Annotated in this window: 21 protein-coding genes; 10 read left to right on the forward strand and 11 right to left on the reverse strand. The window is 72.3% G+C overall.

Translation table 11 applies throughout. The features are described from left to right. The first annotated feature begins 215 nt into the window (after positions 1–215). From AC07GB_RS24570 to tyrS, 3 genes are all read left to right on the forward strand, one after another. Complete coding sequence (locus AC07GB_RS24570; protein ID WP_478848869.1) at positions 216–1,739, forward strand: TldD/PmbA family protein; 1,524 nt, start codon at positions 216–218, stop codon at positions 1,737–1,739. 88 nt (positions 1,740–1,827) lie between these two features. After that, entirely contained in the window at positions 1,828–3,222 is a 1,395-nt protein-coding gene (locus tag AC07GB_RS24575; protein WP_478848871.1) for a metallopeptidase TldD-related protein, read from the forward strand. Between the two features lie 61 nt (positions 3,223–3,283). Continuing rightward, positions 3,284–4,552 (forward strand): tyrosine--tRNA ligase, encoded by a 1,269-nt coding sequence (gene tyrS, locus AC07GB_RS24580; protein WP_478848873.1) that lies wholly within the window; start codon positions 3,284–3,286, stop codon positions 4,550–4,552. 114 nt (positions 4,553–4,666) lie between these two features. On the opposite strand, the gene AC07GB_RS24585 is transcribed toward tyrS, so the two are convergent. After that, positions 4,667–4,942 (reverse strand): GlsB/YeaQ/YmgE family stress response membrane protein, encoded by a 276-nt coding sequence (locus AC07GB_RS24585; protein WP_478848875.1) that lies wholly within the window; start codon positions 4,940–4,942, stop codon positions 4,667–4,669. A 214-nt stretch (positions 4,943–5,156) separates the two neighbouring features. Here AC07GB_RS24585 and AC07GB_RS24590 point away from each other — a divergent pair, with 214 nt between their 5' ends. Together AC07GB_RS24590 and AC07GB_RS24595 are read left to right on the forward strand one after the other, a co-directional pair. Further along, positions 5,157–5,546 (forward strand): DUF3099 domain-containing protein, encoded by a 390-nt coding sequence (locus tag AC07GB_RS24590; protein WP_478848877.1) that lies wholly within the window; start codon positions 5,157–5,159, stop codon positions 5,544–5,546. Between the two features lie 179 nt (positions 5,547–5,725). Continuing rightward, positions 5,726–5,962 carry a hypothetical protein gene (locus AC07GB_RS24595; protein WP_478848879.1) on the forward strand — a complete coding sequence of 79 codons (237 nt, stop codon included), beginning with the start codon at positions 5,726–5,728 and terminating at the stop codon, positions 5,960–5,962. Between the two features lie 14 nt (positions 5,963–5,976). Here AC07GB_RS24595 and moaA read toward each other — a convergent pair whose 3' ends face one another. The 3 genes from moaA to AC07GB_RS24610 all read right to left on the reverse strand — a co-directional run bounded on the left by moaA (position 5,977) and on the right by AC07GB_RS24610 (position 9,154). Continuing rightward, entirely contained in the window at positions 5,977–6,969 is a 993-nt protein-coding gene (moaA, locus tag AC07GB_RS24600; RefSeq protein ID WP_478848881.1) for a GTP 3',8-cyclase MoaA, read from the reverse strand. A gap of 158 nt (positions 6,970–7,127) precedes the next feature. Further along, positions 7,128–8,777 carry a solute symporter family protein gene (locus AC07GB_RS24605; protein WP_478849088.1) on the reverse strand — a complete coding sequence of 550 codons (1,650 nt, stop codon included), beginning with the start codon at positions 8,775–8,777 and terminating at the stop codon, positions 7,128–7,130. 8 nt (positions 8,778–8,785) lie between these two features. Continuing rightward, entirely contained in the window at positions 8,786–9,154 is a 369-nt protein-coding gene (locus tag AC07GB_RS24610) for a DUF485 domain-containing protein (protein WP_478848883.1), read from the reverse strand. Positions 9,155–9,513: 359 nt separating this feature from the next. Here AC07GB_RS24610 and AC07GB_RS24615 point away from each other — a divergent pair, with 359 nt between their 5' ends. The 5 genes from AC07GB_RS24615 to AC07GB_RS24635 all read left to right on the forward strand — a co-directional run bounded on the left by AC07GB_RS24615 (position 9,514) and on the right by AC07GB_RS24635 (position 15,966). Further along, positions 9,514–11,100 carry a S8 family peptidase gene (locus AC07GB_RS24615; RefSeq protein ID WP_478848885.1) on the forward strand — a complete coding sequence of 529 codons (1,587 nt, stop codon included), beginning with the start codon at positions 9,514–9,516 and terminating at the stop codon, positions 11,098–11,100. 17 nt (positions 11,101–11,117) lie between these two features. Continuing rightward, positions 11,118–12,665, forward strand: a complete 1,548-nt coding sequence (locus AC07GB_RS24620; protein ID WP_478849090.1) for a S8 family serine peptidase — start codon at positions 11,118–11,120, stop codon at positions 12,663–12,665. 96 nt (positions 12,666–12,761) lie between these two features. Further along, positions 12,762–13,328: a hypothetical protein gene (locus AC07GB_RS24625; RefSeq protein ID WP_478848887.1), complete on the forward strand. Its 567-nt coding sequence runs from the start codon at positions 12,762–12,764 to the stop codon at positions 13,326–13,328. Positions 13,329–13,335: 7 nt separating this feature from the next. Continuing rightward, positions 13,336–14,790, forward strand: a complete 1,455-nt coding sequence (locus tag AC07GB_RS24630; protein ID WP_478848889.1) for a CoA transferase — start codon at positions 13,336–13,338, stop codon at positions 14,788–14,790. Positions 14,791–14,910: 120 nt separating this feature from the next. Then, positions 14,911–15,966: a CopD family protein gene (locus AC07GB_RS24635; protein ID WP_478849092.1), complete on the forward strand. Its 1,056-nt coding sequence runs from the start codon at positions 14,911–14,913 to the stop codon at positions 15,964–15,966. Here AC07GB_RS24635 and AC07GB_RS24640 read toward each other — a convergent pair. The 7 genes from AC07GB_RS24640 to AC07GB_RS24670 all read right to left on the reverse strand — a co-directional run bounded on the left by AC07GB_RS24640 (position 15,935) and on the right by AC07GB_RS24670 (position 22,669). Next, positions 15,935–16,555: a lysoplasmalogenase gene (locus tag AC07GB_RS24640; protein WP_478849094.1), complete on the reverse strand. Its 621-nt coding sequence runs from the start codon at positions 16,553–16,555 to the stop codon at positions 15,935–15,937. The two genes, AC07GB_RS24635 and AC07GB_RS24640, sit on opposite strands and share 32 nt — an antisense overlap. 140 nt (positions 16,556–16,695) lie before the next feature. After that, on the reverse strand, positions 16,696–17,577 hold the full coding sequence (locus AC07GB_RS24645; protein ID WP_478848891.1) for a sterol desaturase family protein: 882 nt from the start codon (positions 17,575–17,577) through the stop codon (positions 16,696–16,698). A gap of 148 nt (positions 17,578–17,725) precedes the next feature. Further along, positions 17,726–18,436: a VIT1/CCC1 transporter family protein gene (locus AC07GB_RS24650; protein ID WP_478848893.1), complete on the reverse strand. Its 711-nt coding sequence runs from the start codon at positions 18,434–18,436 to the stop codon at positions 17,726–17,728. A gap of 24 nt (positions 18,437–18,460) precedes the next feature. Further along, entirely contained in the window at positions 18,461–19,693 is a 1,233-nt protein-coding gene (locus AC07GB_RS24655) for an amidohydrolase family protein (protein WP_478848895.1), read from the reverse strand. Further along, entirely contained in the window at positions 19,690–20,976 is a 1,287-nt protein-coding gene (locus AC07GB_RS24660) for an amidohydrolase family protein (RefSeq protein WP_478848897.1), read from the reverse strand. The genes AC07GB_RS24655 and AC07GB_RS24660 overlap by 4 nt, the downstream gene beginning before the upstream one ends. A gap of 11 nt (positions 20,977–20,987) precedes the next feature. Continuing rightward, positions 20,988–21,872: an SDR family NAD(P)-dependent oxidoreductase gene (locus AC07GB_RS24665; protein WP_478848899.1), complete on the reverse strand. Its 885-nt coding sequence runs from the start codon at positions 21,870–21,872 to the stop codon at positions 20,988–20,990. Beyond that, a complete protein-coding gene (locus AC07GB_RS24670) occupies positions 21,872–22,669 on the reverse strand; it encodes an acetoacetate decarboxylase family protein (RefSeq protein WP_478848901.1) in 798 nt (265 codons plus the stop codon). The genes AC07GB_RS24665 and AC07GB_RS24670 overlap by 1 nt, the downstream gene beginning before the upstream one ends. Between the last annotated feature and the right edge of the window lie 135 nt (positions 22,670–22,804).

A 22,804-nucleotide genomic window follows, 5' to 3' on the forward strand; every position in this document is an offset into this window, starting at 1 on the left:
GCACGCCCCGACAAACCGACTAAAAACGGCAGGACGCTCCACTCAACTGAGTCAGCCTACTGCCCCGCCAGCCCACTCCCGCCAGGGCTTTCGCATGCGGCGAGGCCAAGGAGACAGACCGCACGAATTTTCGAGGAATGCGGCCAGTGAGACGTGATTCACTGCCAACGACGGTCATCGGAATCGCAGGAGCGTACTCGAAGGGAATCCCATCCGTGCCCCATGAAATCGATCAGTCATTCCTGGCGCTGCCGTTGCGGGCCCTCGCCGACGCGGCGCTCGCCCGCGCGCGGGCGCTCGGCGCCGAGCACGCGGACTTCCGCCTGGAGCGGGTGCGCAGCGCCGCCTGGCGGCTGCGGGACGCCAAGCCCGCCGCGTCCTCCGACACCACGGACCTGGGGTACGCGGTGCGGGTGGTGCACGGCGGCACCTGGGGCTTCGCCTCGGGCGTGGATCTGACCATGGACGCCGCGGCGCGTGTCGCGTCCCAGGCCGTGGCGATGGCCAAGCTGTCGGCGCAGGTCATCAAGGCGGCCGGGTCGGACGAACGGGTGGAGCTTGCGGCCGAGCCGGTGCACGCGGACCGGACGTGGGTCTCCTCGTACGAGATCGACCCCTTCTCGGTGCCGGACGAGGAGAAGACGGGGCTGCTGGCGGACTGGAGCGGGCGCCTGCTGGCCGCCGACGGGGTCGCGCACGTGGACGCCTCCCTGCTCACCGTCCACGAGAACAAGTTCTACGCGGACACGGCGGGCACGGTCACCACACAGCAGCGCGTACGGCTTCACCCACAGCTGACGGCGCACGCCGTGGACGAGTCGACCGGTGAGTTCGACTCCATGCGGACCATCGCGCCACCGGCCGGCCGTGGCTGGGAGTACCTGACCGGTACGGGCTGGGACTGGGACGCCGAGCTGGCCCGGATCCCCGGGCAACTGGCCGAGAAGATGCGCGCCCCGAGCGTCGAGCCGGGCCTGTACGACCTGGTGGTGGACCCCTCCAACCTGTGGCTGACGATCCACGAGTCCATCGGCCACGCCACCGAGCTGGACCGCGCCCTCGGCTACGAGGCGGCGTACGCGGGCACCTCCTTCGCCACCTTCGACCAGCTCGGCAAGCTCACGTACGGCTCGTCCCTGATGAACGTCACGGGTGACCGGACGGCCGAGCACGGCCTCGCCACCATCGGCTACGACGACGAGGGCGTGGCCGCGCAGTCCTGGGACCTGGTCAAGGACGGCACGCTCGTCGGCTACCAGCTGGACCGGCGCATCGCCCGGCTCACCGGTTTCGAGCGCTCCAACGGCTGCGCGTACGCGGACTCCCCCGCGCACGTGCCGGTGCAGCGCATGGCGAACGTCTCGCTCCAGCCGGATCCGGCGGGTCTGTCCACGGACGACCTGATCAGCGGGGTGGAGCGCGGCATCTACGTGGTGGGCGACCGGTCGTGGTCCATCGACATGCAGCGGTACAACTTCCAGTTCACCGGCCAGCGCTTCTACCGCATCGAGAACGGGCGGCTCGCCGGGCAGCTGCGCGACGTCGCGTACCAGGCGACCACCACCGACTTCTGGGGCTCGATGACGGCCGTCGGCGGCCCGCAGACGTACGTCCTCGGCGGCGCCTTCAACTGCGGCAAGGCCCAGCCGGGCCAGGTCGCCGCGGTCTCCCACGGCTGCCCCTCCGCCCTCTTCCAGGGCGTCAACATCCTCAACACCACGCAGGAGGCCGGGCGATGATCGACTGCGGCACCCACGGAATCGGCTGGGAGCCCGGGGGTCGCCCCCCGGGCAAGCACAGTCTCAACACCACGCAGGAGGCCGGGCGATGAGCCGTCGTACGAGCAAGCCGCACGAGATCGTCGAGCGGGCCCTGGAGCTGTCCACCGCCGACGGCTGCGTGGTGATCGCCGACGAGGAGTCGACGGCGAACCTGCGCTGGGCGGGCAACGCCCTGACCACCAACGGCGTCACCCGGGGCCGCACCCTCACCGTCATCGCCACGGTCGACGGGGCCAAGGGCACCGCGTCCGGCGTCGTCTCGCGCTCGGCCGTGACCGCGGACGACCTGGAGCCGCTGGTGCGGGCCGCCGAGGCCGCCGCCCGCGCGGCCGGGCCCGCCGAGGACGCGCAGCCCCTGGTGACCGGCGCCCCTGCGGCCCCGGACTTCACGGACGGTCCCGCCGAGACGTCCTCGGCCGTCTTCGCGGACTTCGCGCCCGCCCTCGGCGAGGCCTTCGCCCGCGCCCGGGCCGGCGGCCGCGAGCTGTACGGCTTCGCCAACCACGAGCTGACCACCAGCTACCTGGGCACGTCCACGGGCCTGCGGCTGCGCCACGACCAGCCGAGCGGCACCCTGGAGCTGAACGCGAAGTCGCCCGACCGCACCCGCTCGGCCTGGGCGGGCCGGGCCACGCGCGACTTCAAGGACGTCGACCCGGCCGCGCTCGACGAGGAGCTGGCCCAGCGCCTGGCCTGGGCGCGGCGGCGCGTGGAGCTGCCCGCCGGGCGGTACGAGACGCTGCTGCCCCCCACCGCGGTCGCCGACCTGCTGATCTACCAGCTGTGGTCGTCGGTGGCCCGGGACGCGGCGGAGGGCCGCACGGTGTTCTCCAAGCCGGGCGGCGGCACCCGCGTCGGCGAGCGGCTCACGCCGCTGCCCCTGACGCTGCGCAGCGACCCGAACGAGCCGGGCCTGGAGGCGGCGCCCTTCGTGCTCGCGCACGCCTCGGGCGACGACGCGTCGGCCTTCGACAACGGCCTGCCGCTCACCCCCACCGACTGGGTGCGCGACGGTGAGCTGAAACACCTGATCACCACGCGGCACAGCGCCGCCCTGACCGGCCTGCCGGTGGCCCCCGCGATCGACAACCTCGTCCTGGAGGGCGGCTCCGACCGCTCCCTGGACGAGATGGTGGCGGCCACCGAGCGCGGCCTGCTCCTCACCTGCCTGTGGTACATCCGCGAGGTCGACCCGGCGACGCTGCTGCTCACGGGCCTGACCAGGGACGGCGTGTACCTGGTGGAGAACGGCGAGGTGGTGGGCGAGGTGAACAACTTCCGGTTCAACGAGTCGCCCGTGGACCTGCTGTCGCGGGCCGGCGAGGCGGGCCGGACGGAGAAGACCCTGCCGCGTGAGTGGGGCGACTACTTCACCCGGGCGGCCATGCCCGCGCTGCGGGTCCCGGATTTCAATATGAGTTCGGTCAGCCAGGGCGTATAACCTCGTAGACCGCACCCCAGAGGTGCGCGTACCCATTCACTCCCGAGGAGACAAGAGACCTGTGACGGACATCGTCGACGAGCTGAAGTGGCGGGGACTGTTCTCCCAGTCCACCGACGAAGAGGCACTGCGCAAGGCGCTCGCGGACGGTCCCGTCACGTTCTATTGCGGCTTCGACCCGACCGCGGCCAGCCTGCACGTCGGGCATCTGGTGCAGGTCCTGACCGTGCGCCGCCTCCAGCTCGCGGGCCACCGCCCGCTGGCCCTGGTGGGCGGCGCGACGGGCCAGATCGGCGACCCGCGCCCGACGGCCGAGCGCACCCTGACCGACCCGGAGACGGTCGCGGGCTGGGTGGGCCGGCTGCGGGCGCAGATCGAGCCGTTCCTGTCCTTCGAGGGCGAGAACGCCGCGATGATGGTGAACAACCTGGACTGGACCGCGGGGATGTCCGCGATCGAGTTCCTGCGGGACATCGGCAAGCACTTCCGCGTGAACAAGATGCTCACCAAGGAGTCCGTGGCCCGCCGCCTGGAGTCCCAGGAGGGCATCAGCTACACCGAATTCAGCTACCAGCTGCTCCAGGGCATGGACTTCCTGGAGCTGTACCGGCGCCACGGCTGCGTGCTCCAGACCGGCGGCTCCGACCAGTGGGGCAACCTCACGGCGGGCATCGACCTGATCCACCGCCTGGAGCCGGAGGCGGCGGTGCACGCCATCGCCACGCCCCTGATGACCAAGGCGGACGGCACCAAGTTCGGCAAGACCGAGGGCGGCGCCGTCTGGCTCGACCCGGAGATGACGACACCGTACGCGTTCTACCAGTTCTGGCTGAACGTGGACGACCGGGACATCACCCGCTACCTGCGCATCCTCTCCTTCAGGACCCGCGAGGAGCTGGAGGACCTGGAGCAGCAGACCGCGGAGCGCCCGCAGGCGCGGGCCGCGCAGCGCGCGCTCGCCGAGGAGCTGACGACCCTGGTGCACGGCGCCGACCAGTGCGCGGCCGTGATCGCCGCGTCGAAGGCGCTCTTCGGCCAGGGCGACCTCGCCGACCTGGACGCGGCGACGCTGGCCGCGGCGCTCTCCGAGCTGCCGCGCGCGCAGGTCACCGAGCTGGGCCCGGTCGTGGACCTGCTCGCCGAGGTCGGCCTGGTGGCGAGCAAGTCGGCCGCGCGCCGCACGGTCAAGGAGGGCGGCGCCTACGTGAACAACGTGAAGGTGGCGTCCGAGGACGCCGTCCCGGCCCGCGAGGACCTGCTGCACGGGCGCTGGCTGGTGCTGCGCCGGGGCAAGAAGAACCTGGCGGCGGTGGAGGTCACGACCGGCTGACCCCGGTCACGGGCGACTGCCCCGGTCACGGCCTCGGCCCCGGTCACGACCCCGGTGACATGCCTGAGGGGCCGGTCCTCACGGACCGGCCCCTCACGCGTGTCCGCCGAGGCGTCACGTCGTCCGTCTCTCGCCCTTGACGGCCTTGTAGAGCATGTCGCCGATCGCCACGACGACGACGGCCGCGACGAGCTGGAGCGCGTGCCGGCCCCAGTCGATGCCCTTCGTCTCGTCGATGCCGAATCCCGCGGCCATCCAGTTGCCGAGGACCGCGCCGATGATTCCGAAGACGGTCGTCAACCAGAGCGGACTGTGCTGCTTCCCCGGCAGGATCGCCTTGGCGAGCAGACCGAGCACGAAGCCCACGATGATCGCCCACAACCAGCCCATAGCTGCCTCCTCAGACGGCTCGACATGAGCATTACGCTCAGTTTCGGCCCATCCTCCGTACGGCGCATGTCGGGCGGCTCCATACGTGGCGCGACGCAGCCGGAACAGGGAGGCGAGGCCGGACCCGGTCTACGCGACTGCGCGGGTGCGGCGTAACGTGTGAAGGGTCCAGGCCGGGGAGAGCCTGGCGCGAACGGGCAGGCGGTGGAATGTGATGCGGAAGCAGAACGACGCGCAGGTCTTCCGGATCACAGGGGCCAGGCAGGGCCTCGCGGACGACGTGCGGGGCCGGCAGCGGCGCTATGTGATCTCGATGTCCGTCCGCACTGTTTCGGTCATTGCCGCGGCGGTGCTGTGGAACGTCGAACGGCACGTCGCGCTCGTCGCGCTGGTGCTCGGCATCCTGCTGCCGTACGTCGCCGTGGTGATCGCCAACGCCGGCCGGGAGAACGCGCCTTCGCTTCCGTCAACGTTCGTACCGGCGCCGTCGCGGCCGATGCTCGCGGCCGCCTCGCCCGCCGACCGGAGCGCGGAACCCGTCCCGGAGGAGCCGCCGGGGGCCGTGCGCGAGGAACCGCGGGCGCCGTCACGCGATCAGGGCTGACCGACGACGTTACGCCAAGCTCAAGAAAAGCTCAGATCAATCATGCAGTTCCAGTGCCAGGCGGACGCTTAGCCGTGACATACTTCGTACGCGCTCCGCATCCCCCGTCGGAGCGACAGACCGACGCCGGGCAGCTCCCCCCGTGGCTGCTCGGCGTCGCCTTGTTTGGGATGACTCACGTGACCGACGAAACCCCCATCTGCTCCGCCAAGGGCTGCCGTACGGCCGCCGTGTGGGTGCTTGCCTGGAACAACCCCAAGCTGCACACCCCGGAGCGGCGCAAGACCTGGCTGGCCTGCGAGGAGCACCGCGAGCACCTGTCCCAGTTCCTCGGTGTGCGGGGCTTCCTCAAGGACGTCGTCACGCTGCCGGAGTGGGACGCGGCGCAGGCCTCGGAGGGCGGCCCGGCGGCCTAGCCCCGCGCGGCGGGTCAGCCGCCGATGGCCGACATGGGGCGCTCGGGCTGGAGGAACGACGGGTCGTCCAGACCCGAACCCGCCTTCTTTCCCCACATCGCGAGCTTCCAGATGCGGGCGATCTCGTCGTCCGTACTCTCCGGCGCGCGCAGGGCGGCGCGCAGGTCGGTCTCCTCCGTGGCGAACAGACAGGTGCGGACCTGTCCGTCGGCGGTGAGCCGGGTGCGGTCGCAGGCCGCGCAGAAGGGGCGCGTGACGGAGGCGATCACGCCGACGCGGTGCGGGCCGCCGTCGACGAGCCAGCGCTCCGCGGGCGCGGAGCCGCGCTGCTCGGAGCCCTCCTCGGTGAGGTCGAAGCGGGTGCGCAGCGAGGCCAGGATGTCACCGGCCGTGATCATGCCCTCGCGCTTCCAGCCGTGCTGGGCGTCCAGGGGCATCTGCTCGATGAAACGCAGTTCGTAGTCGTGCTCGACGGCCCAGGCCAGGAGGTCGGGGGCCTCGTCGTCGTTCAGCCCCGGCATCAGGACCGTGTTGACCTTCACGGGGGTCAGGCCCGCGGCGCGGGCCGCTTCGAGGCCTTCGAGGACGTCGCGGTGGCGGTCGCGCCGGGTGAGGGTCTTGAAGACGTCCGGGCGCAGGGTGTCGAGGGAGACGTTGACCCGGTCGAGGCCCGCGGCCTTGAGGGCCTTCGCGGTGCGCTTGAGTCCGATGCCGTTCGTCGTCAGGGACATGCGGGGGCGCGGCTCCAGGGCGGCGCAGCGCTCGACGATGCCGACGAGGCCGGGGCGGAGCAGCGGCTCACCGCCGGTGAAGCGGATCTCCTCGATGCCGAGGCGTGTGACGGCGATGCGGACGAGACGGACGATCTCGTCGTCGGTGAGCAGGTCGGGCTTGGCCAGCCACTGGAGGCCTTCCTCCGGCATGCAGTACGTGCACCGCAGATTGCACCGGTCGGTCAGTGAAACCCGCAGATCGGTGGCCACGCGGCCATACGTGTCGATGAGCACGTGGGCCCCCTCCCCGGTCCGGATCGGTGGTGCGTCTTGTAGTACGCCCTTCGACCATGAGCCTACGTGACGTGACTGACATCGACAGAGGCCGTTTCCACAGGACGGACGCGGCCGCGTCGTAGATCCCTACGACGCGGCCGCGCGACGGCATCCGGTCAGTGGGCGCCGGTGCCCGTGAGGGAGCGCACCTCAAGCTCCGCGTACTTGTCCTTGTCGGGCTCCTCCTTGGAGAGCATCGTGCCGAGCCAGCCGAGCAGGAAGCCCACCGGGATGGAGATGAGGCCCGGGTTCTCCAGCGGGAACCAGTGGAAGTCGACGCCCTTGAACATGGAGGTCTTCTCGTTGCCGGACACCACGGGTGAGAAGAGCACCAGGACGACGGCGGTGGTCAGACCGCCGTAGATCGACCACAGCGCGCCCTGCGTGGTGAACCTCTTCCAGAACAGGCTGTAGAGGATCGTCGGCAGGTTCGCGGACGCGGCGACCGCGAAGGCGAGGGCCACCAGGCCCGCCACGTTCAGGTCACGGGCGAGCGCGCCGAGGCCGATGGAGACGGCGCCGATGAAGACGGTCGCCCAGCGGGCGGCCCTGACCTCCTCCTTCTCGCCTGCCTTGCCCTTCTTGATCACGTTGGCGTAGATGTCGTGCGCGAACGAGGAGGACGAGGCGAGCGTGAGGCCCGCGACGACCGCGAGGATCGTGGCGAAGGCGACGGCGGAGATGACCGCGAGCAGGATGGCGCCCCAGCTGGAGTCCTTGCCGCCCAGTTCCAGGGCGAGCAGGGGCGCCGCGGTGTTGCCCGCCGGGTTGGAGTCGGTGATCTCCTTGGGTGTGAGGAGCGCGGCGGCGCCGAAGCCCAGCGCGATCGTCATCAGGTAGAAGCCGCCGATGATGCCGATGGCCCAGTTCACGGACTTCCGGGCGGCCTTGGCCGTGGGCACCGTGTAGAAGCGGATGAGGATGTGGGGCAGGCCCGCGGTGCCGAGCACCAGGGCGATGCCGAGCGAGATGAAGTCCAGCTTGGACGTCGAGGTGGCGCCGTACTTGAGGCCCGGCTCCAGGAACGGCGCGCCCTTGCCGCTGTTCTCCGCGGCGGTGCCGAGCAAATCGGAGATGTTGAAGTCGAACTTCAGCAGGACGAGGAAGGTCAGCAGGAGCGCGCCCGCGATGAGCAGGACGGCCTTGACCATCTGCACCCAGGTGGTGCCCTTCATGCCGCCGATGGTGACGTACACGATCATCAGGACGCCGACCAGCGCGACGATGCCGATCTTGCCGCCGTCGCTGGTGATGCCGAGGAGCAGCGAGACGAGGACGCCCGCGCCCGCCATCTGTGCGAGCAGATAGAAGATCGACACGACGATGGTGGAGGTGCCGGCGGCGGTGCGCACCGGGCGCTGGCGCATGCGGAAGGCGAGGACGTCGCCCATCGTGTAGCGCCCGGAGTTGCGCAGCGGCTCGGCGACGAGCAAAAGCGCCACCAGCCAGGCGACCAGGAAGCCGATGGAGTACAGGAAGCCGTCGTAGCCGAACAGGGCGATGGCGCCCGCGATGCCGAGGAAGGACGCGGCGGACATGTAGTCGCCGGAGACGGCGAGGCCGTTCTGGAAGCCGGTGAACTGCCGTCCGCCGGCGTAGAAGTCGGCGGCGCTCTTGGTCTGGCGGCCCGCCCACACGGTGATGACGAGGGTGGCGACGACGAAGACCGCGAACAGCGTGATGATCAGCGGCCGGTGCTCACTGGCCTGGCTGGCGGCGGCGACGGCGGCGTGGGCCTCGGGGACGGCCGTGGCGGTCGAGGCGATCGGGGTACTCACGCGCCGCCCTCCATCCGGGACTTGATGGCGTCCGCGCGCGGGTCGAGCTTGGCGGCGGCGTGGCGCGAGTACCACCAGGCGATGAGGAAGGTGGTGAGGAACTGCGCGAGGCCGAGCACGAGGGCGACGTTGATGTTGCCGGCGACCTTGGTGCCCATGAATTCACCCGCGTAGTTCGACAGGAGGACGTACACCAGGTACCAGGTGATGAAGGCGATGGTGAGGGGGAACGCGAACGAGCGGTGGGCGGTGCGCAGTTCGCCGAACTCCGGGCTCTGCTGCACCGCGACGTACTCCTCGGTGGAGGGCACCGAGCGTGTGGGGTCCTGGCCGCCCTTCGATGGTGGCGGTGCGTCGGAGGCCACGGAGTCTCCTCGTGGTACGGGGGTGGGGGGGACGGATACGGAAGCGGTGTGGTCCATGTGCTCTGCTCTCGAAGTGACGCGGATCACGTGGGCCGAGGATGGTGATGTTAGGCCCAGGGGACGTGATCCGACAGGGGGTTGATATTGCGTCTGCGTGCTGTTCAACGTCACGACGGCGCGCCCGGAGCGGCTCGAACGGGCGCTTTCCCGGCCTTTTGCAAGAAGTCATTGCTGGCCCGGGAGCACTGGGGATAGCTTCACCCTGCACAACAAGTCATGCACCTGGCACCACTCGTCAGCACCTGCCCGAGCACCAGCAGTGTTCGGGCAGTTCCGTATCCGGATGATGTGGAGAACCCATGGCTCATCTGCGCTCCTCGCGCTCTTCCCGGTCCAGACGGCTCACCCTCGCCGCCCTGCCGCTCGGCGTCGCCCTCGCCGCGGCGGTCGGCTTCGGCCCCGGCGCGACGGCGGCCCCGCTCGACTCGCCCGCACCGGTGGCGCCGCAGGCCGTCCAGGCGCCCGCTGCGGGCAAGCTGGCGTACGTCGTGAACACCCGTACCGACGCCAAGACCATCGCCGCGGTGAAGAAGGCGATCGCCAAGGCCGACGGCACGGTCGTGGTGACGTACCGGAAGATCGGCGTGATCGTCGCGCACTCGGCCAACCCGGACTTCGGCAAGGAGCTGCGGAAGGTGCGCGGCGTGCAGTCCGCGGGCGCGACCCGCACGGCCCCGCTGACGGCGGCCGGCACGACCGAGGAGGGCGCGCCCACCTTCCTGTCCAAGGACAAGGCGGAGCGGCTCAAGTCGGCTCAGCGGAAGGCCGCTTCGGGCCAGGCCGCCCCCGAGCCGCTCGAAGGCGACCAGTGGGACCTGCGGGCCATCGGCGCCGACAAGGCCGCGCAGATCAACCCGGGCAGCAAGAAGGTCACCGTCGGCGTCATCGACACCGGGGTCGACGACACGCACCCCGACCTGGCGCCCACCTTCTCCGCCAAGCAGTCGGCGAGCTGCGTCGGCGGCAAGGCGGACACCTCGCCCGGCGCCTGGCGTCCGGCGAAGAAGGAGCACTACCACGGCACGCACGTGGCGGGCGAGATAGCCGCCGCCCGCAACGGCATAGGCGTCGCCGGGGTGGCACCCGGCGTCAAGGTCGCGGGCATCAAGGTGGCCGACCCGGTCAGCGAGCTGTTCTACCCGGAGAGCGTGGTCTGCGCCTTCGTGTTCGCCGCCGACAACGGCATCGAGATCACCAACAACAGCTACTACGTGGACCCGTGGCTGTACAACTGCAAGGACGACCCGGACCAGCGGGCCATCCTCGACGCGGTCAACCGTGCCCAGCGCTACGCCCAGCGCAAGGGCACCCTGAACCTGGCCTCCGCGGGCAACTCCAACCACGACCTGGACGCGGACGCGATCGTCGACGAGTCGAGCCCCGACGACTCGACCCCGGTCAAGCGCACCATCGACCCGCACAAGTGCCTCGACCTGCCCACCCAGCTCCCGGGCGTCGTCACGGTCAGCGCGACCGGCGTGTACAAGGCCAAGTCGTACTACTCGACGTACGGCAACGGCGTCATCGACGTCGCGGCCCCCGGCGGCGACCGGCGCTACCAGATTCCGACCGACACCCCCCGCAAGGACGGCGGCATCCTCTCCACCATGCCGGGCGGCGAGTACGCCTGGCTCCAGGGCACCTCGATGGCCTCGCCGCACGCCGCGGGCGTCGCCGCCCTGCTGAAGTCCACGCACCCCAAGGCGGGCCCGGCCCAGCTCCAGAAGCTCCTCAAGAAGCAGGCGGACAACCCGGGCTGCCCGGACAAGCCGTACGACCCCGACGGTGACGGCAAGGTCGACGCCGTCTGCAAGGGCGACAAGAACCGCAACGGCTTCTACGGCTACGGGATCGTCGACGCGCTCGACGCCGTCAAGAAGAAGTGAAGGGGAGCACCTACGTGATCAGGCACTCCTCATCCCTCGGACGCCGCGCGCTCGCCCTGCCGCTCGGCGTGGCCGTGGTGTCCGCCCTCGCCTTCCTGCCGGGCACGGCGTCGGCGCAGCCGGACGCGCCGTCCGCCCCCGCCGCCCAGCGGGCGAAGGCCGACGGGTCGGCCATGAGCTACGTCGTCAACGTCCGCAAGGGACACGGCGGCTGGGCGTCGAAGTACGTCAAGAAGGCCATCGCCAAGGCGGGCGGCGAGGTCGTCATCGCGTACGACCAGATCGGTGTCATCGTCGCGCACTCCTCGGACCCTGACTTCGCGAAGAAGATCCGCGGCGTCAAGGGCGTGCAGTCGGCGGGGGCCACGCGCACGGCGCCGCTGTCCGCGCAGTCGAGCGACGACATCGACGCGGCGCGGCCGCTGTCCGCGAAGGAGGCCCGGGCCGCCGCGGGCGCGGCGGCGGGCGGCCAGGACGAGTTCGAGCCGCTCCAGTGGGACCTGCCCGCCATCAAGGCGGACCAGGCGCACAAGGAGTCCCTGGGCAGCCCGAAGGTGACGGTCGGCGTCCTCGACTCCGGGGTCGACGACACACACCCGGACATCGCGCCGAACTTCGACAGGAACGCGTCCGCGAGCTGTCTGGGCGGCGTGCCCACGCAGAAGGACAACGCGTGGCGGCCGGTGGCCAAGGAGAGCGACCACGGCATGCACGTGGCGGGCACGATCGCCGCCGCGAAGAACGGCACCGGCGTCACGGGCGTCGCGCCCGGCGTGAAGGTGGCGAGCCTGAAGGTGGCCGAGCCGGCGACCGGCCTGTACTACACGGAGGCCGTCGTCTGCGGCTTCGTGTGGGCGGCCGAGCACGGCGTGGACGTCACGAACAGCAGCTACTACACGGACCCGTGGCTGTTCAACTGCCGTACGGACGACGACCAGCGGGCCCTGGTCGACGCGGTCGGCCGCGCCAGCCGGTACGCGGAGCGCAAGGGTGCCGTGAACGTGGCGGCGGCGGGCAACGCCAAGACGGACCTCGCCCAGGAAGAGATCGTCGACAAGACGAGCCCGAACGACACGACGCCCGTCGAGCGCACCATCAAGACAGCGGACTGCTTCGACCTGCCGTCGCAGCTGCCGGGCGTCGTGACGGTGTCCTCCACGGGCGCGAAGGGCCTGAAGTCCTCGTTCTCGAACTACGGCAAGGGCGTCATCGACATCGCGGCCCCCGGCGGCGACTCGACGGCGTTCCAGAAGCCGCAGCCGCCCGCCACCAGCGGTCTGATCCTGTCGACCCTTCCGGGCGGCAAGTTCGGCTACAAGGCGGGGACGTCGATGGCGTCGCCGCACGCCGCGGGCGTGGCCGCGCTGATCAAGTCGGCGCACCCCAAGGCCTCGGCGGCCCGGGTGAAGGCCCTGCTGTACCGGCAGGCAGACGCGATGGCGTGCACCGACCCGTACGACATCGACGGCGACGGCAAGATCGACGCGGTGTGCGAGGGCGGCAGGAACAAGAACGGCTTCTACGGCGTGGGCATGATCGACGCCCTGGACGCCGTGCGGAAGTAGCGAAGCAGCCCCTCAAGGGAGCAACCGGTACCGCTGAGAGGCGGTCGGGGCCGGGCGGTTGCGGACCGCCCGGCCCTTCGCGAGAGGATGCCGCCCATGTACGCCTACCGAGACTCGTCATTCGTCCACGAAGGCCCCGAGCAGTGGCGCGCCGAGCCGGTGCGCCCGACGTGGCAGCTGGCCCTGCTGTTCCTGGTCACGGTGGTCGTGCTGCCGGTGTGGTGGCTGCTGCTGCTCGCCCTCGCCGTCGTGGCCTTCGTGATCGCCCTGTTCGCGGAGATCCTCACCGTCATCCCGGGCTTCGAGAGCGGCGCCGATCGCGTCATGGACCGGGTCATCGGCGTGATCGCGATCTGGCCGCGCTGGGTCGTGACCTGGCCGGAGCTGCGGCACGAGGGCGACGCCGGCTTCTACCGGGCGCGGGTCGACGGATACCTGGACACGTGGACGAAGCGGGCGTCGAAGCCCAAGGAGGACAAGAAGCCCAACCCGCCGGTGGAGTGCGAGGTGCCGCTGCGCAAGTACCGCGGCGTGGGCGGTGGTTACGTGGTCGAGGCCGCGGCCGCGCGCGGCTGGGAGCTGCGGCCCTCCGACCCCGCGGACGAGATCCGGCTGTGGTGGTCGGCGGCCTCCGAGGCCGGGACCACGGGACCCACGCCATAGTGACTGCATGACACAACTACCTTCCGCCGGCGTGGAGTCCACCGCCGGTGCCGCGTACGCCTGGGCCGCGCTCGGGGGCGCTCCCAAGGCGCTGGCACACCTCTCCCCCGTCGTACGCGACGACACCCTGGCCGCGCGGCTTCCGGTGCGCGCGCTGGCGCGGGCCTGCGTCGGCGTCTGCGCGCTCGCGGCGGCCGAACTGGCGGCCCTGCGCACGGGACGGCCCATGCCGCACGCGCGCGTGGACGACGGTGCCGTGGCCGCCGCGTTCACCAGCGAGCGGCAGCTGCTCGTCGACGGGCGCGCGCCGGTCACCTTCGCGCCCCTGTCACGGTTCTGGCGCACCGCGGACGGCTGGGTGCGGACGCACGCGAACTACCCCCACCACCGGGAGCGCCTGCTCGCCGCCCTCGGCCTCGCGGAGCGCGAGGCCGGCGTGGAGGCGGTGGCCGCTCGCCTCGCGGCGCTGTCCGGCGTCGAGGCCGAGGACGCGGTGTACGCCGCCGGGGGCCTGGCCGTGGCGCTGCGCAGCCCGCGGGAGTGGGCCGCGCATCCGCAGGCCGCCGCCGTGGCGCGGCTGCCCCTGGTGGCGCGCGAGCGGCTCGGCGGCGGTGCGCCGCGCACCCTGCCGCCGCCCGGCGATGACGACGGACCGCTCCTTCCCGCGTCCGGGGTACGCGTCCTCGACCTCACGCGGGTCATCGCGGGCCCGGTCGCGACCCGCACCCTCGCGCTGCTCGGCGCGGACGTGCTGCGCGTGGACCCGCCGCACCGCCCGGAGCTGCCCGACCAGCACGCGGACACGGGCTTCGGCAAGCGCTCCACGACGCTCGACCTCGGCGGCCGGGCCGGGCTGCGGACGCTCGACGAGCTGCTCGCCGGGGCCGACGCGGTCGTGACCGGCTACCGGCCCGGCGCCCTCGACCGCTTCGGGCTGTGCCCCGAGGCGCTTGCCGAGCGGCACCCGGGCCTGGTGGTGGCGCAGCTGTCGGCGTGGGGCGCGCGGGGGCCGTGGGCGCGCCGGCGCGGCTTCGACAGCCTGGTGCAGGTGGCGACGGGCATCGCCGTCACGGAAGGCTCGCCGGAGCGGCCGGGCGCGCTGCCCGCGCAGGCCCTGGACCACGGCACGGGCTATCTGCTGGCCGCGGCGGTCCTGCGGGCGCTCACCGAGCAGCGGACGGACGGCGCGGGCGGCACACGGGTGGCACGCCTCGCGCTGGCCCGGACGGCGGCGTGGCTGACCGGGGCGGTGGACGGCGGCTCCCTGGGACACGCCCCGGGCGACGGATCGACCGGCCACGAGCCCCCGCACGCGGACGACCCCGCGGACCGGCTCGCTCACACGGACAGCCCTCTCGGGCGCCTTCGGTACGCCCTGCCCCCGGTCGCCTTCACCGGCGGCCCGGTGAACTGGGCGCGCCCGCCGGGCCCTTGGGGCGCGGACGCACCCGTGTGGCGCTGAGCGGGCCCCGCCGGGCGGAAGGGCCGCTCCCCGGTTGTTTGCCCGGACTTGCCCCGGAGTGGGATGACTGGTGAAGATCGTGTAGTGACCATACGACCGTCCGTGGAAACCGGAGACTCCCTGGCGGCAGGTGCCCCGGCGGCGGGAGCCGAGACCTCGGGAGAGGCAGCCGCCACCCCGCGCGCGGGTCGCCGTGCCGCGCGCCGCCGTCCGTCGCCGGGCCGTGCCGTCGCCGTGCTCGTGCTGGTGGCCGTCGCCGCTGTGGTGCCGCTGTTCGGGCCCGAGGCCGTGCTCGACGGTACCGGCGAGGCCGAGGCGCCCGGCACGCAGGGCATCACGTTTCTGCGGGCGGTCCTGTTCGCCGCGCTGTGCGTGCCGTTGGGCGAGGTGTTCCTGCGCCGGGTCGCGCGCCGCGTGCCGGGGGCGCCGGTGGCGTCGGCGCCGCGCGCGTGGGGGTGGTGGGCGGCGGCCGCGGGCTTCGTCGCGGCGCTGGGCCTCGCGTCGGTGGTGGCCAGCGGCAATCTGGTGCCGCAGCAGCCGTCGGACCTGGACGTCGGCGGCCTGTACGCGTCACGGGACGGCCGCCTCGCGCTCCTTGAGGTCAACGCGTTCGTCGTGGCCGCGCTGTGCGCGCGTACGCGCCGCCCGGACAGCGCGGTCCTGCCCCTGGCGGCGGTGGTCGTCGCGGAGGCGCTGCGCGCCCACCCGCCCACGGAGGACGCCGCCCTGGCCGGTTCGGGTCTGACCCTCGTGCACCTGACGTGTGCGGCGCTGTGGGCGGGCGGCCTGCTGTACGCGCTGCGGATCCTGTGGTCCTGGCGAACGTCCGCCCCGGAGGCGGCCGTTGCCGTCCTGGGCCTCTACGCGCGCGTGGCCGCCGTCCTGTTCGCCGCGATCACGGCGACCGGGATCGTCAGTACGCTGCGCCGCATGCCGCCGGACACGGTCCTCGACCAGCTCACGACGACCGCGTACGGCCGTACGCTGCTCGCCAAGCTGCTGCTCGTGGCCGTCGTCGCCGTCCTCGCGCTGCTCGCCCGGCGTCGCCTGCGGACGTACTCCGGGGGCGACCGGATCGCGGCCTGCGCGCCCGCGCGCGCCGAGGTGTGCGCGCTCGGCGCCGTGGTCGCCGTGTCGGCGCTGCTCACCGCCGTGCCGCTGCCGATCCGCTGGTGAGTACGGACCGGGCCAGGAGGGTCTGGGCCGCGAGATAGGTGAGCATGATCCAGAAGTCGGGGCGTGGGGCCTGCGGCCAGTCGGCCACGTCGGTCGCGATGAGCGTGTCCGAGAGCAGGAACAGCGCGCCGCCCGCGGCCGCCGTGCGCCCCAGGGTGGTGGCGCCGCCCGCCATCGCCGTCAGCAGCAGGCTGTAGCCCGCGACCGGGATCCGCATGTCGGCGGGGAGGTCGGGCCAGAGCAGCGCCACGGTGACGCCGAGCGCCGCGCCGTAGGCGAGGACCAGGCCCGCGCCCCGGGCCCGGGGGTGGGCGGTGCCGTGCCGCCGGAACAGGGCGAGGTAGCAGACGTGGCCCGCCGCGAAGGACGCCATTCCGGCGAGGAAGGCGGGGTCGGCGTCCGCCAGCAGGAGGGTGTCGCCGCCCCAGCCGAGGAGCAGCGCGGCCGTGAGGAGGCGGGGGCCGTTGCTCAGCACCGCGTGGAGCGCGAGCAGCGGCATGAGGAGGGGCTTCAGGAGGGTGTGGGTGAGGTCGGAGCCGGCCGCGACTCCGGCCAGGTCGCCGAGCGCGGCCAGGCCGAAGGCGGCCAGGGCCCAGCGGGCCCGGCCCTCGTTTCCGGTGCGGGGCGCCGGGGGCTGTGCCCACCCTTCCCCAAGCTCTCGGCTCCGCTTGAGCAGGGGATGCCCCACTCGCCCTGCGGAGCGACGGCCCGCAGCGGGAACAGGACGCGTCATACCGCGCGCTCCGGTGTCTTCTGCCTCTGCGCGGCAGGCGGCGGCGTCGGCTGCCAGCCCGGGCCTCGGAACACGTGGCCCGCGCGGGCGCGCCAATCAGGGGCCCGCTTCAGGTCCTTGGCGATGGCCGCGTACTCGTGGGTGGCCACGCGCAAGGGGTTGTAGGTGGCGATGTCCTTGGTCAGGCCGTAGACCGGGCGCTCCGTCTCCGGGACCCAGGAGCGGAAGAGGCGGTCCCAGACGATCAGGATGCCGCCGAAGTTGCGGTCCAGGTAGCCGCCCTGGGACGCATGGTGCACGCGGTGGTGCGAGGGGGTGTTGAAGACGTACTCGACGGGGCGCGGCAGCTTGCCGATGCGTTCGGTGTGGATCCAGAACTGGTAGACGAGGTTGGCCGACGAGCAGAAGGCCACGGCCGCCGGGTGCACCCCGCACAGGATCATCGGCACGTAGAACGGCCACACCGTGAGGGACGTCCAGGGCTGGCGCAGCGCGGTCGTCAGGTTGAACTTGCGGCTGGAGTGGTGCACCACGTGGCAGGCCCACAGGACGCGGATGACGTGGTGCCCCCGGTGGGACCAGTAGTAGAAGAAGTCCTGCGCGAGCAGCATCAGCGGCAGCGTCCACCACAGGACGGGCACGCGCAGCGGCGTCAGGGAGTACAGCGCCGAGTAGATCGCGACGATCGGGATCTTCCACAGCAGGTCGAAGACGAGGCTGCCGAGCCCCATGGTGACGCTGGTGACCGCGTCCTTCGTCTCGTACCCGGCGGCGTCCTCGTCGGGATGCACGCGGACGCTCACCATCTCGACGAGGGCGAGCAGCACGAAGGCCGGGATCGACCAGAGCACCACATCGGGCAGGTTCGGGGACGACATGCCGTCACCGTAGGTCGCTCCCGGCCCGCTGCCTAGAGGTTGTTACCGACAAGTATTACCGGCGGTACGTACGGAGATGTTGGTGATCTCCGCCCTTGCCTCTCAGAGGTCTCCGCCCTTGCCTCTCAGAGGTCTCCGCCCTTGCCTCTCAGACCCCGGCCGCTCCGAGGAGAGCGCCCGCCGCATAGGTCACCGCCATCGCCAGGGCCCCGCCGAGCACGTTGCGGAGCACCGCGGGACGTGGCCGCGCCGCGCCCAGGCGGGCGCTCGCCAGGCCCGTGAAGGCGAGGGCCGCGAGGACCGAGACGACGGTGACGGGCAGGCGCCAGGAGGCGGGCGGCAGGACGATCGCGAGGAGCGGGAGCATGGCCCCGACGGTGAAGGCGACGAAGCTCGCCCACGCGGCGTGCCAGGGGTTGGTCAGCTCGTCGGGGTCGATGCCCAGCTCCACGCGCGCGTGGGCGCGCAGCGCGTCCCTCTCGGTGAGCTGCTCCGCGGCCTCACGGGCCACCTCGCGGCTGAGCCCGCGCCCGGCCAGGAGGTCGGTCAGCTCCGCCAGTTCGGCCTCCGGCCGCTCGCGCAGCTCGCGCTTCTCCTGGGCCAGGGCGGCCTCCTCGGAGTCGCGTTGCGTGGACACCGACACGTACTCGCCCGCCGCCATGGACATGGAGCCCGCGAGCAGGCCCGCGAGGCCCGCCGTCAGGAGGGTGCCGCGGTCGTCGGTGGCCCCGGCGACGCCGACGACGAGGCCCGCGGTGGAGACCACGCCGTCGTTGGCTCCGAGCACGGCGGCCCGCAGCCAGTTGAGGCGCGCACCCAGGGCGCCGCCGTGCGCTTCCTCATGCGTAGCGTCCGTCACAGGGCGAGCATGGCACCGCTGCCGTCACCAGACGCGGACCGACCCTCCCGGGGCGAACACCGGGCTCGTGGCGTCGGCCGGGGGCTCCTTGAGGGGTTCGGCGAGTTCCTCGACTGTGGGGCCGACCTCGGCCGCCAGGGTGTCCAGGCGCTCCAGGTCGAAGCCGTACACGCGCGCGGCGTTGCCGCCGACCATGGCCGCGACCTCCGCGCGTGGCAGGCCCGCGTAGGCGGCGCGCAGGCCCTCCCGGGAGTACGGGTACGTGCCCTCGTCGTGCGGGTAGTCGCTGCCCCACATGACCTTGTCCAGGCCGATGCGCTCGCGCAGGGCCGCCTCGTGCGGGCGCATGAAGCTCGCGCCCACGAAGCAGTTCTCGCGCCACACCTGGGACGGGCCCTTGCTCATCTGGTCCGCGAGCCCGGCCCCGAACTTGGACTCCGCGGTCTCCGTCCGCGTGGCCGCGGCGACGAGCCGCCCGTGGTAGTAGTCGAGCATCTCCAGGACGCCCGGGATCCAGCCCGAGCCCTGCTCGGTGAGGACGAGGCGCAGGCCGGGGTGGCGGCTGAAGGCGCCGCCGAAGATCAGGTGCCACAGCGCCCGGTGCGAGAACCACGTCGTCTCGACCATGAACACCGCGCGGGCCGCGGGCTCCTCGCCGAGCGGCGGCGACGCCGAGCCCGCGTGGTGGTTGACCGGCACCCCCAGCTCGGCGCAGACCGCCCAGATCGGGTCGTACGCGCGCGCGTGCAGCTCGGGCAGGCCCGAGCCCGGCGGAGTGCCCGGGAGCAGCAGGCCGCCGGTGAGCCCCGCCGTGACGGCCCGGCGGATCTCCTTGACGGCCTCGTCGACATCGTTGAGCAGGATCTGGAAGACGCCCGCGCGGCGGCCCGGCGCGGCCGCGCAGAAGTCGGCGAGCCAGCGGTTGTGGGCGCGCAGGCCCGCCCAGCGCAGCGCGAACTCCTCGCGCGTCGGGGCGGGCGCCATGAGGGACGCCGAAGGGAAGAACGGCGGGATGGTGTTGGGGAAGACGACCTCGGCGACGATGCCGTCCCGCGCCAGCTCCGCGAGGCGGCGCTCGGAGTTCCAGTTGCGGTCGGCGGTGTCGGCGAGGAGGTCCTCGTGCGGATTGACGTACGTGGCCGCCCAGGCGTCGAAGTCGTCGTGGTGGCGGGACTCCAGGTACGGCTTGTAGTCGAGGAGGTCCGCGCCCGCGTGGCAGTCGGCGGAGATGACGGTGTAGCGCTCGCTGTCGGTCATGGGTTCACCCCTAGCGTCGGGAAGTCGTGGCCGGTCAGCCAGTGGCGGCCGACCTCGCGCGAGCGCGCCCAGGAGGCGGTGACGGCGTCCTGGTCGGGGTCCTGGCCGAGGTCGGCGGGGGTCGGCCCGATGCGGCGGGCCAGCGGGGCGAGGCGCGCGGTGTCGAAGCCGAACACCTCGGCGGCGGCGAGGCCGAGCATGCGCCGGGTCTCCGCCACCGGGATGTCGTGGAAGGTCTCGCGCAGCCACGCGCGCGTGTCGGGCCAGGTGCCCTCGGGGTGCGGGAAGTCGCTGCCCCACAGGATGTTGTCGACGCCGATCTCGTAGCGCTGGGCCAGCTCGCGGCGCTTGGTGTTGGTGGCGCAGACGAACACCTGCCGGTCCAGATAGGCGTGCGGCGGGCGCTTCAGCCCGGCGAAGGGCGACAGCTTCTTGCCGCCGTGCGCGCCCAGGTAGAGGCGGTCCATGAACCACAGGAGGTTCGGCAGCCACCAGCAGCCGGACTCCGCGACGCCGAACCGCAGCCCCGGGTGGCGCTCGAACACCCCGGACCACAGCAGGAACCACAGGGGCCGCGCGGGCCACCACGTGACCTCGGAGACGTAGACGCCGAGGTGGTCGCCGTACTCGTGCCGGGGCGCGGCCCCGGAGTGGGTCATCACCGGCATCGCGCACGCGGCGGCCGCGGCCCACACGGGGTCGTAGCGGCGGTCGTGGTAGGGCGCCTTGTCGACCCACATGGAGGGGATCATCAGCGCGCCGAGCCCCGACTCCTTGGCCCGGTGGATCTCGGCCACCACCCGGTCGGTGTCTCCGGTGACGGGCAGCAGGGCCACGCCGCAGTGCCGTTCGGGGTGCTCGGACACGAAGTCGGCGAGCCAGCGGTTGTGCGCCCGCGCGCCCGCCATGCCGAGGTCGGGGTCCTGGTCCCCGGAGAGGCCGAGGCCGACCCCGAAGGGCGCCGCGGTCCCGCTGTCGACGGCGTCGGCGTCCGGGAAGACGACCTCGGCGGCCACCCCGTCGCCGTCCAGTTCCTTGATACGTTGCCCGGCGTCCCAGCCGCCCTTCAGGCCCTCTTCGTTGTCGCTGAACCACTGCGCGGCGAAGGCCTCGTTGCGGATGCCCAGGCGGGTCATCTCCTCGCGGCGCCGGTCGCGCCCGGCGAGGAAGTCGTCGAAGTCCCGGTGGTACCGGGCCTCCAGATAGGGCCGGTACTCCTCGGTGGGGAGCCCGGCGTGGCAGTCGGAGGAGATGATCAGGTACGGGTCGGTGGCGTCGTCCACGGCGCACCCCTTCAGTCCAGGATGAAGCTCTCCAGGTAGTCCGGCGCGGAGCGCTCCAGCATCGACTGGGAGCGCGCCCTGATCTGCCGGTCGGTGTGTTCGCTCGGCGGCAGCAGCCAGAAGCGGTCCGCCCCGATGCCCTCGGCCACGAAGTCCGCGACCTCCTCGGCGGGCGTGAACCGCACCTCCCGCCCGGCCGCGCGCATCGCGGCCTCCCACTGGTCGAGGCTGCGGTACGGGGACGTGCGGGGGCGCTGTTTGGCGTACCGCTCGGGCCGGTTGCGGTGCGACTCCCACAGGCCGGTGCGGAGCATGTGGGGCCCGGGGAAGAGCACGGACGCGCCCACGCGCGCGTGCTCCGCCCGCAGATGCGCGTACAGGGACTCGGTCATGGTGACGACGGCCGCCTTCGTGACCGCATACACGGAGGCCGTCGGCAGCGGCGCGATGCCGCCGTCCGCGGAGGACGTGTTGACGACGTGCCCGGGCTCTCCCCCGGCGATCATCCGGGGCACGAACACCTGGATGCCGTGGAAGACGCCCCACACGTTGACCTCGAAGGCCCACTTCCAGTCGTTCGGCTCGTGCTGCCACATCCGGCCCTCCGCGCCCGAGCCGACGCCCGCGTTGTTGCACAGGACGTGCACCGCGCCGAACCGCTCGTACGTGTCCTCGGCGAGCGCCATGACGTCCTCGCGGCGGCCGACGTCGACCACGCGCGCGTGCACGGTGGCGCCCTCATCGCGCAGGCCGGCCGCGGCCTTCTCCAGGGCTCCCCGCTCGACGTCGGCGAGCACCACCGTCAGGCCCCCGGCCGCGAACCTGCGCGCGAGGGCGAGGCCGATGCCGCCGGCCGCGCCCGTGACGACGGCCACCTGTCCCGTCGCGAGGTCCATCAGAGGCTGCCTTCCGGAGGCCCGTCGAGCACCTGCCGGGCGTCGTCGTAGCGCTGGTGCGCGTACGGCAGGAGCGCCTGCGCGCTGACCCGCTCGACGACGGTGCCCCGCTGGTCGCTGGTCTTCTCGCCGATGGTGATCTCCACCAGGCGGCGCACGGGCAGGTCGGCCACCGGGTCGTACATCGACTCGCGCAGGACCACGTCCCCGGTGATCCGCTCCAGCTTGCGGACCTTCTCGTTCCGTACGCAGTGGACCAGGACAGGGTCGGCGTCGAAGCCCGAGCCGTCCACCGCGGGCAGGAACTTGAAGTAGAAGTCGGTCTTCCGTGTGGGCTCCGGCAGCGGCAGGGGCCCGCTGACGCCGCCGCGCACCTCGACGAACGCGATGCCGTGCCGGGCGAGCGCCGCGCGGACCACGAGGCCGTCGCGCTCGACCGTGACCTCGCCGAGCTTCTTCGGCTCGCCGAACACCTCGCGGCCGCCGATCAGGGCCCGCTCGTGGGTCATCGGCATCACCAGCGGATACCAGCCCGCCACCGCGCCGTGCTCCGCGGCGACCGCGACCGAACCCGCGCCCAGGGGGTAGCCGGGCAGCTCGACCTTGCTGATGTTCACGCGCACCAGGGGGCTCGCGGTGGGCTTCAGGGGCGGCGGCAGGACCGCCGCGACCGCGTCCGGGTCGCTCTCCCAGAGGGCGACCACGCCGGTGGACCAGATCTCCGGGAGCCGTGCGTTCGCGGCGCGTGCCGCGGCCAGCTCCGCCTCGGTGCGCGCGCCGTAGCGTACGCGTGCCATGTCGTACCGCCCTTCGTTGACGTACCGTCAGGTTCCTGCGGCGCCTTGCGGGGGGTTCTGTAACACAGTTACAACAGAGCCCGTGAAGGGTAAAGAGACGGGGACCCACATCGAGCGGACCCGCGTCGAGCCGAC

The organism is Streptomyces sp. NPDC045778 (assembly GCF_056431945.1).

What these genes read in the sequence shown, in the direction of transcription:
- AC07GB_RS24630 (WP_478848889.1), top strand. Translation starts at nt 13,336, where the DNA reads ATGACACAACTACCTTCCGCCGGCGTGGAGTCCACCGCCGGTGCCGCG.
- AC07GB_RS24615 (WP_478848885.1), top strand. Translation starts at nt 9,514, where the DNA reads ATGGCTCATCTGCGCTCCTCGCGCTCTTCCCGGTCCAGACGGCTCACC.
- AC07GB_RS24655 (WP_478848895.1), bottom strand. Translation starts at nt 19,693, where the DNA reads ATGACCGACAGCGAGCGCTACACCGTCATCTCCGCCGACTGCCACGCG.
- AC07GB_RS24670 (WP_478848901.1), bottom strand. Translation starts at nt 22,669, where the DNA reads ATGGCACGCGTACGCTACGGCGCGCGCACCGAGGCGGAGCTGGCCGCG.
- AC07GB_RS24575 (WP_478848871.1), top strand. Translation starts at nt 1,828, where the DNA reads ATGAGCCGTCGTACGAGCAAGCCGCACGAGATCGTCGAGCGGGCCCTG.
- AC07GB_RS24625 (WP_478848887.1), top strand. Translation starts at nt 12,762, where the DNA reads ATGTACGCCTACCGAGACTCGTCATTCGTCCACGAAGGCCCCGAGCAG.
- AC07GB_RS24645 (WP_478848891.1), bottom strand. Translation starts at nt 17,577, where the DNA reads ATGTCGTCCCCGAACCTGCCCGATGTGGTGCTCTGGTCGATCCCGGCC.
- AC07GB_RS24585 (WP_478848875.1), bottom strand. Translation starts at nt 4,942, where the DNA reads ATGGGCTGGTTGTGGGCGATCATCGTGGGCTTCGTGCTCGGTCTGCTC.
- AC07GB_RS24590 (WP_478848877.1), top strand. Translation starts at nt 5,157, where the DNA reads ATGCGGAAGCAGAACGACGCGCAGGTCTTCCGGATCACAGGGGCCAGG.
- AC07GB_RS24665 (WP_478848899.1), bottom strand. Translation starts at nt 21,872, where the DNA reads ATGGACCTCGCGACGGGACAGGTGGCCGTCGTCACGGGCGCGGCCGGC.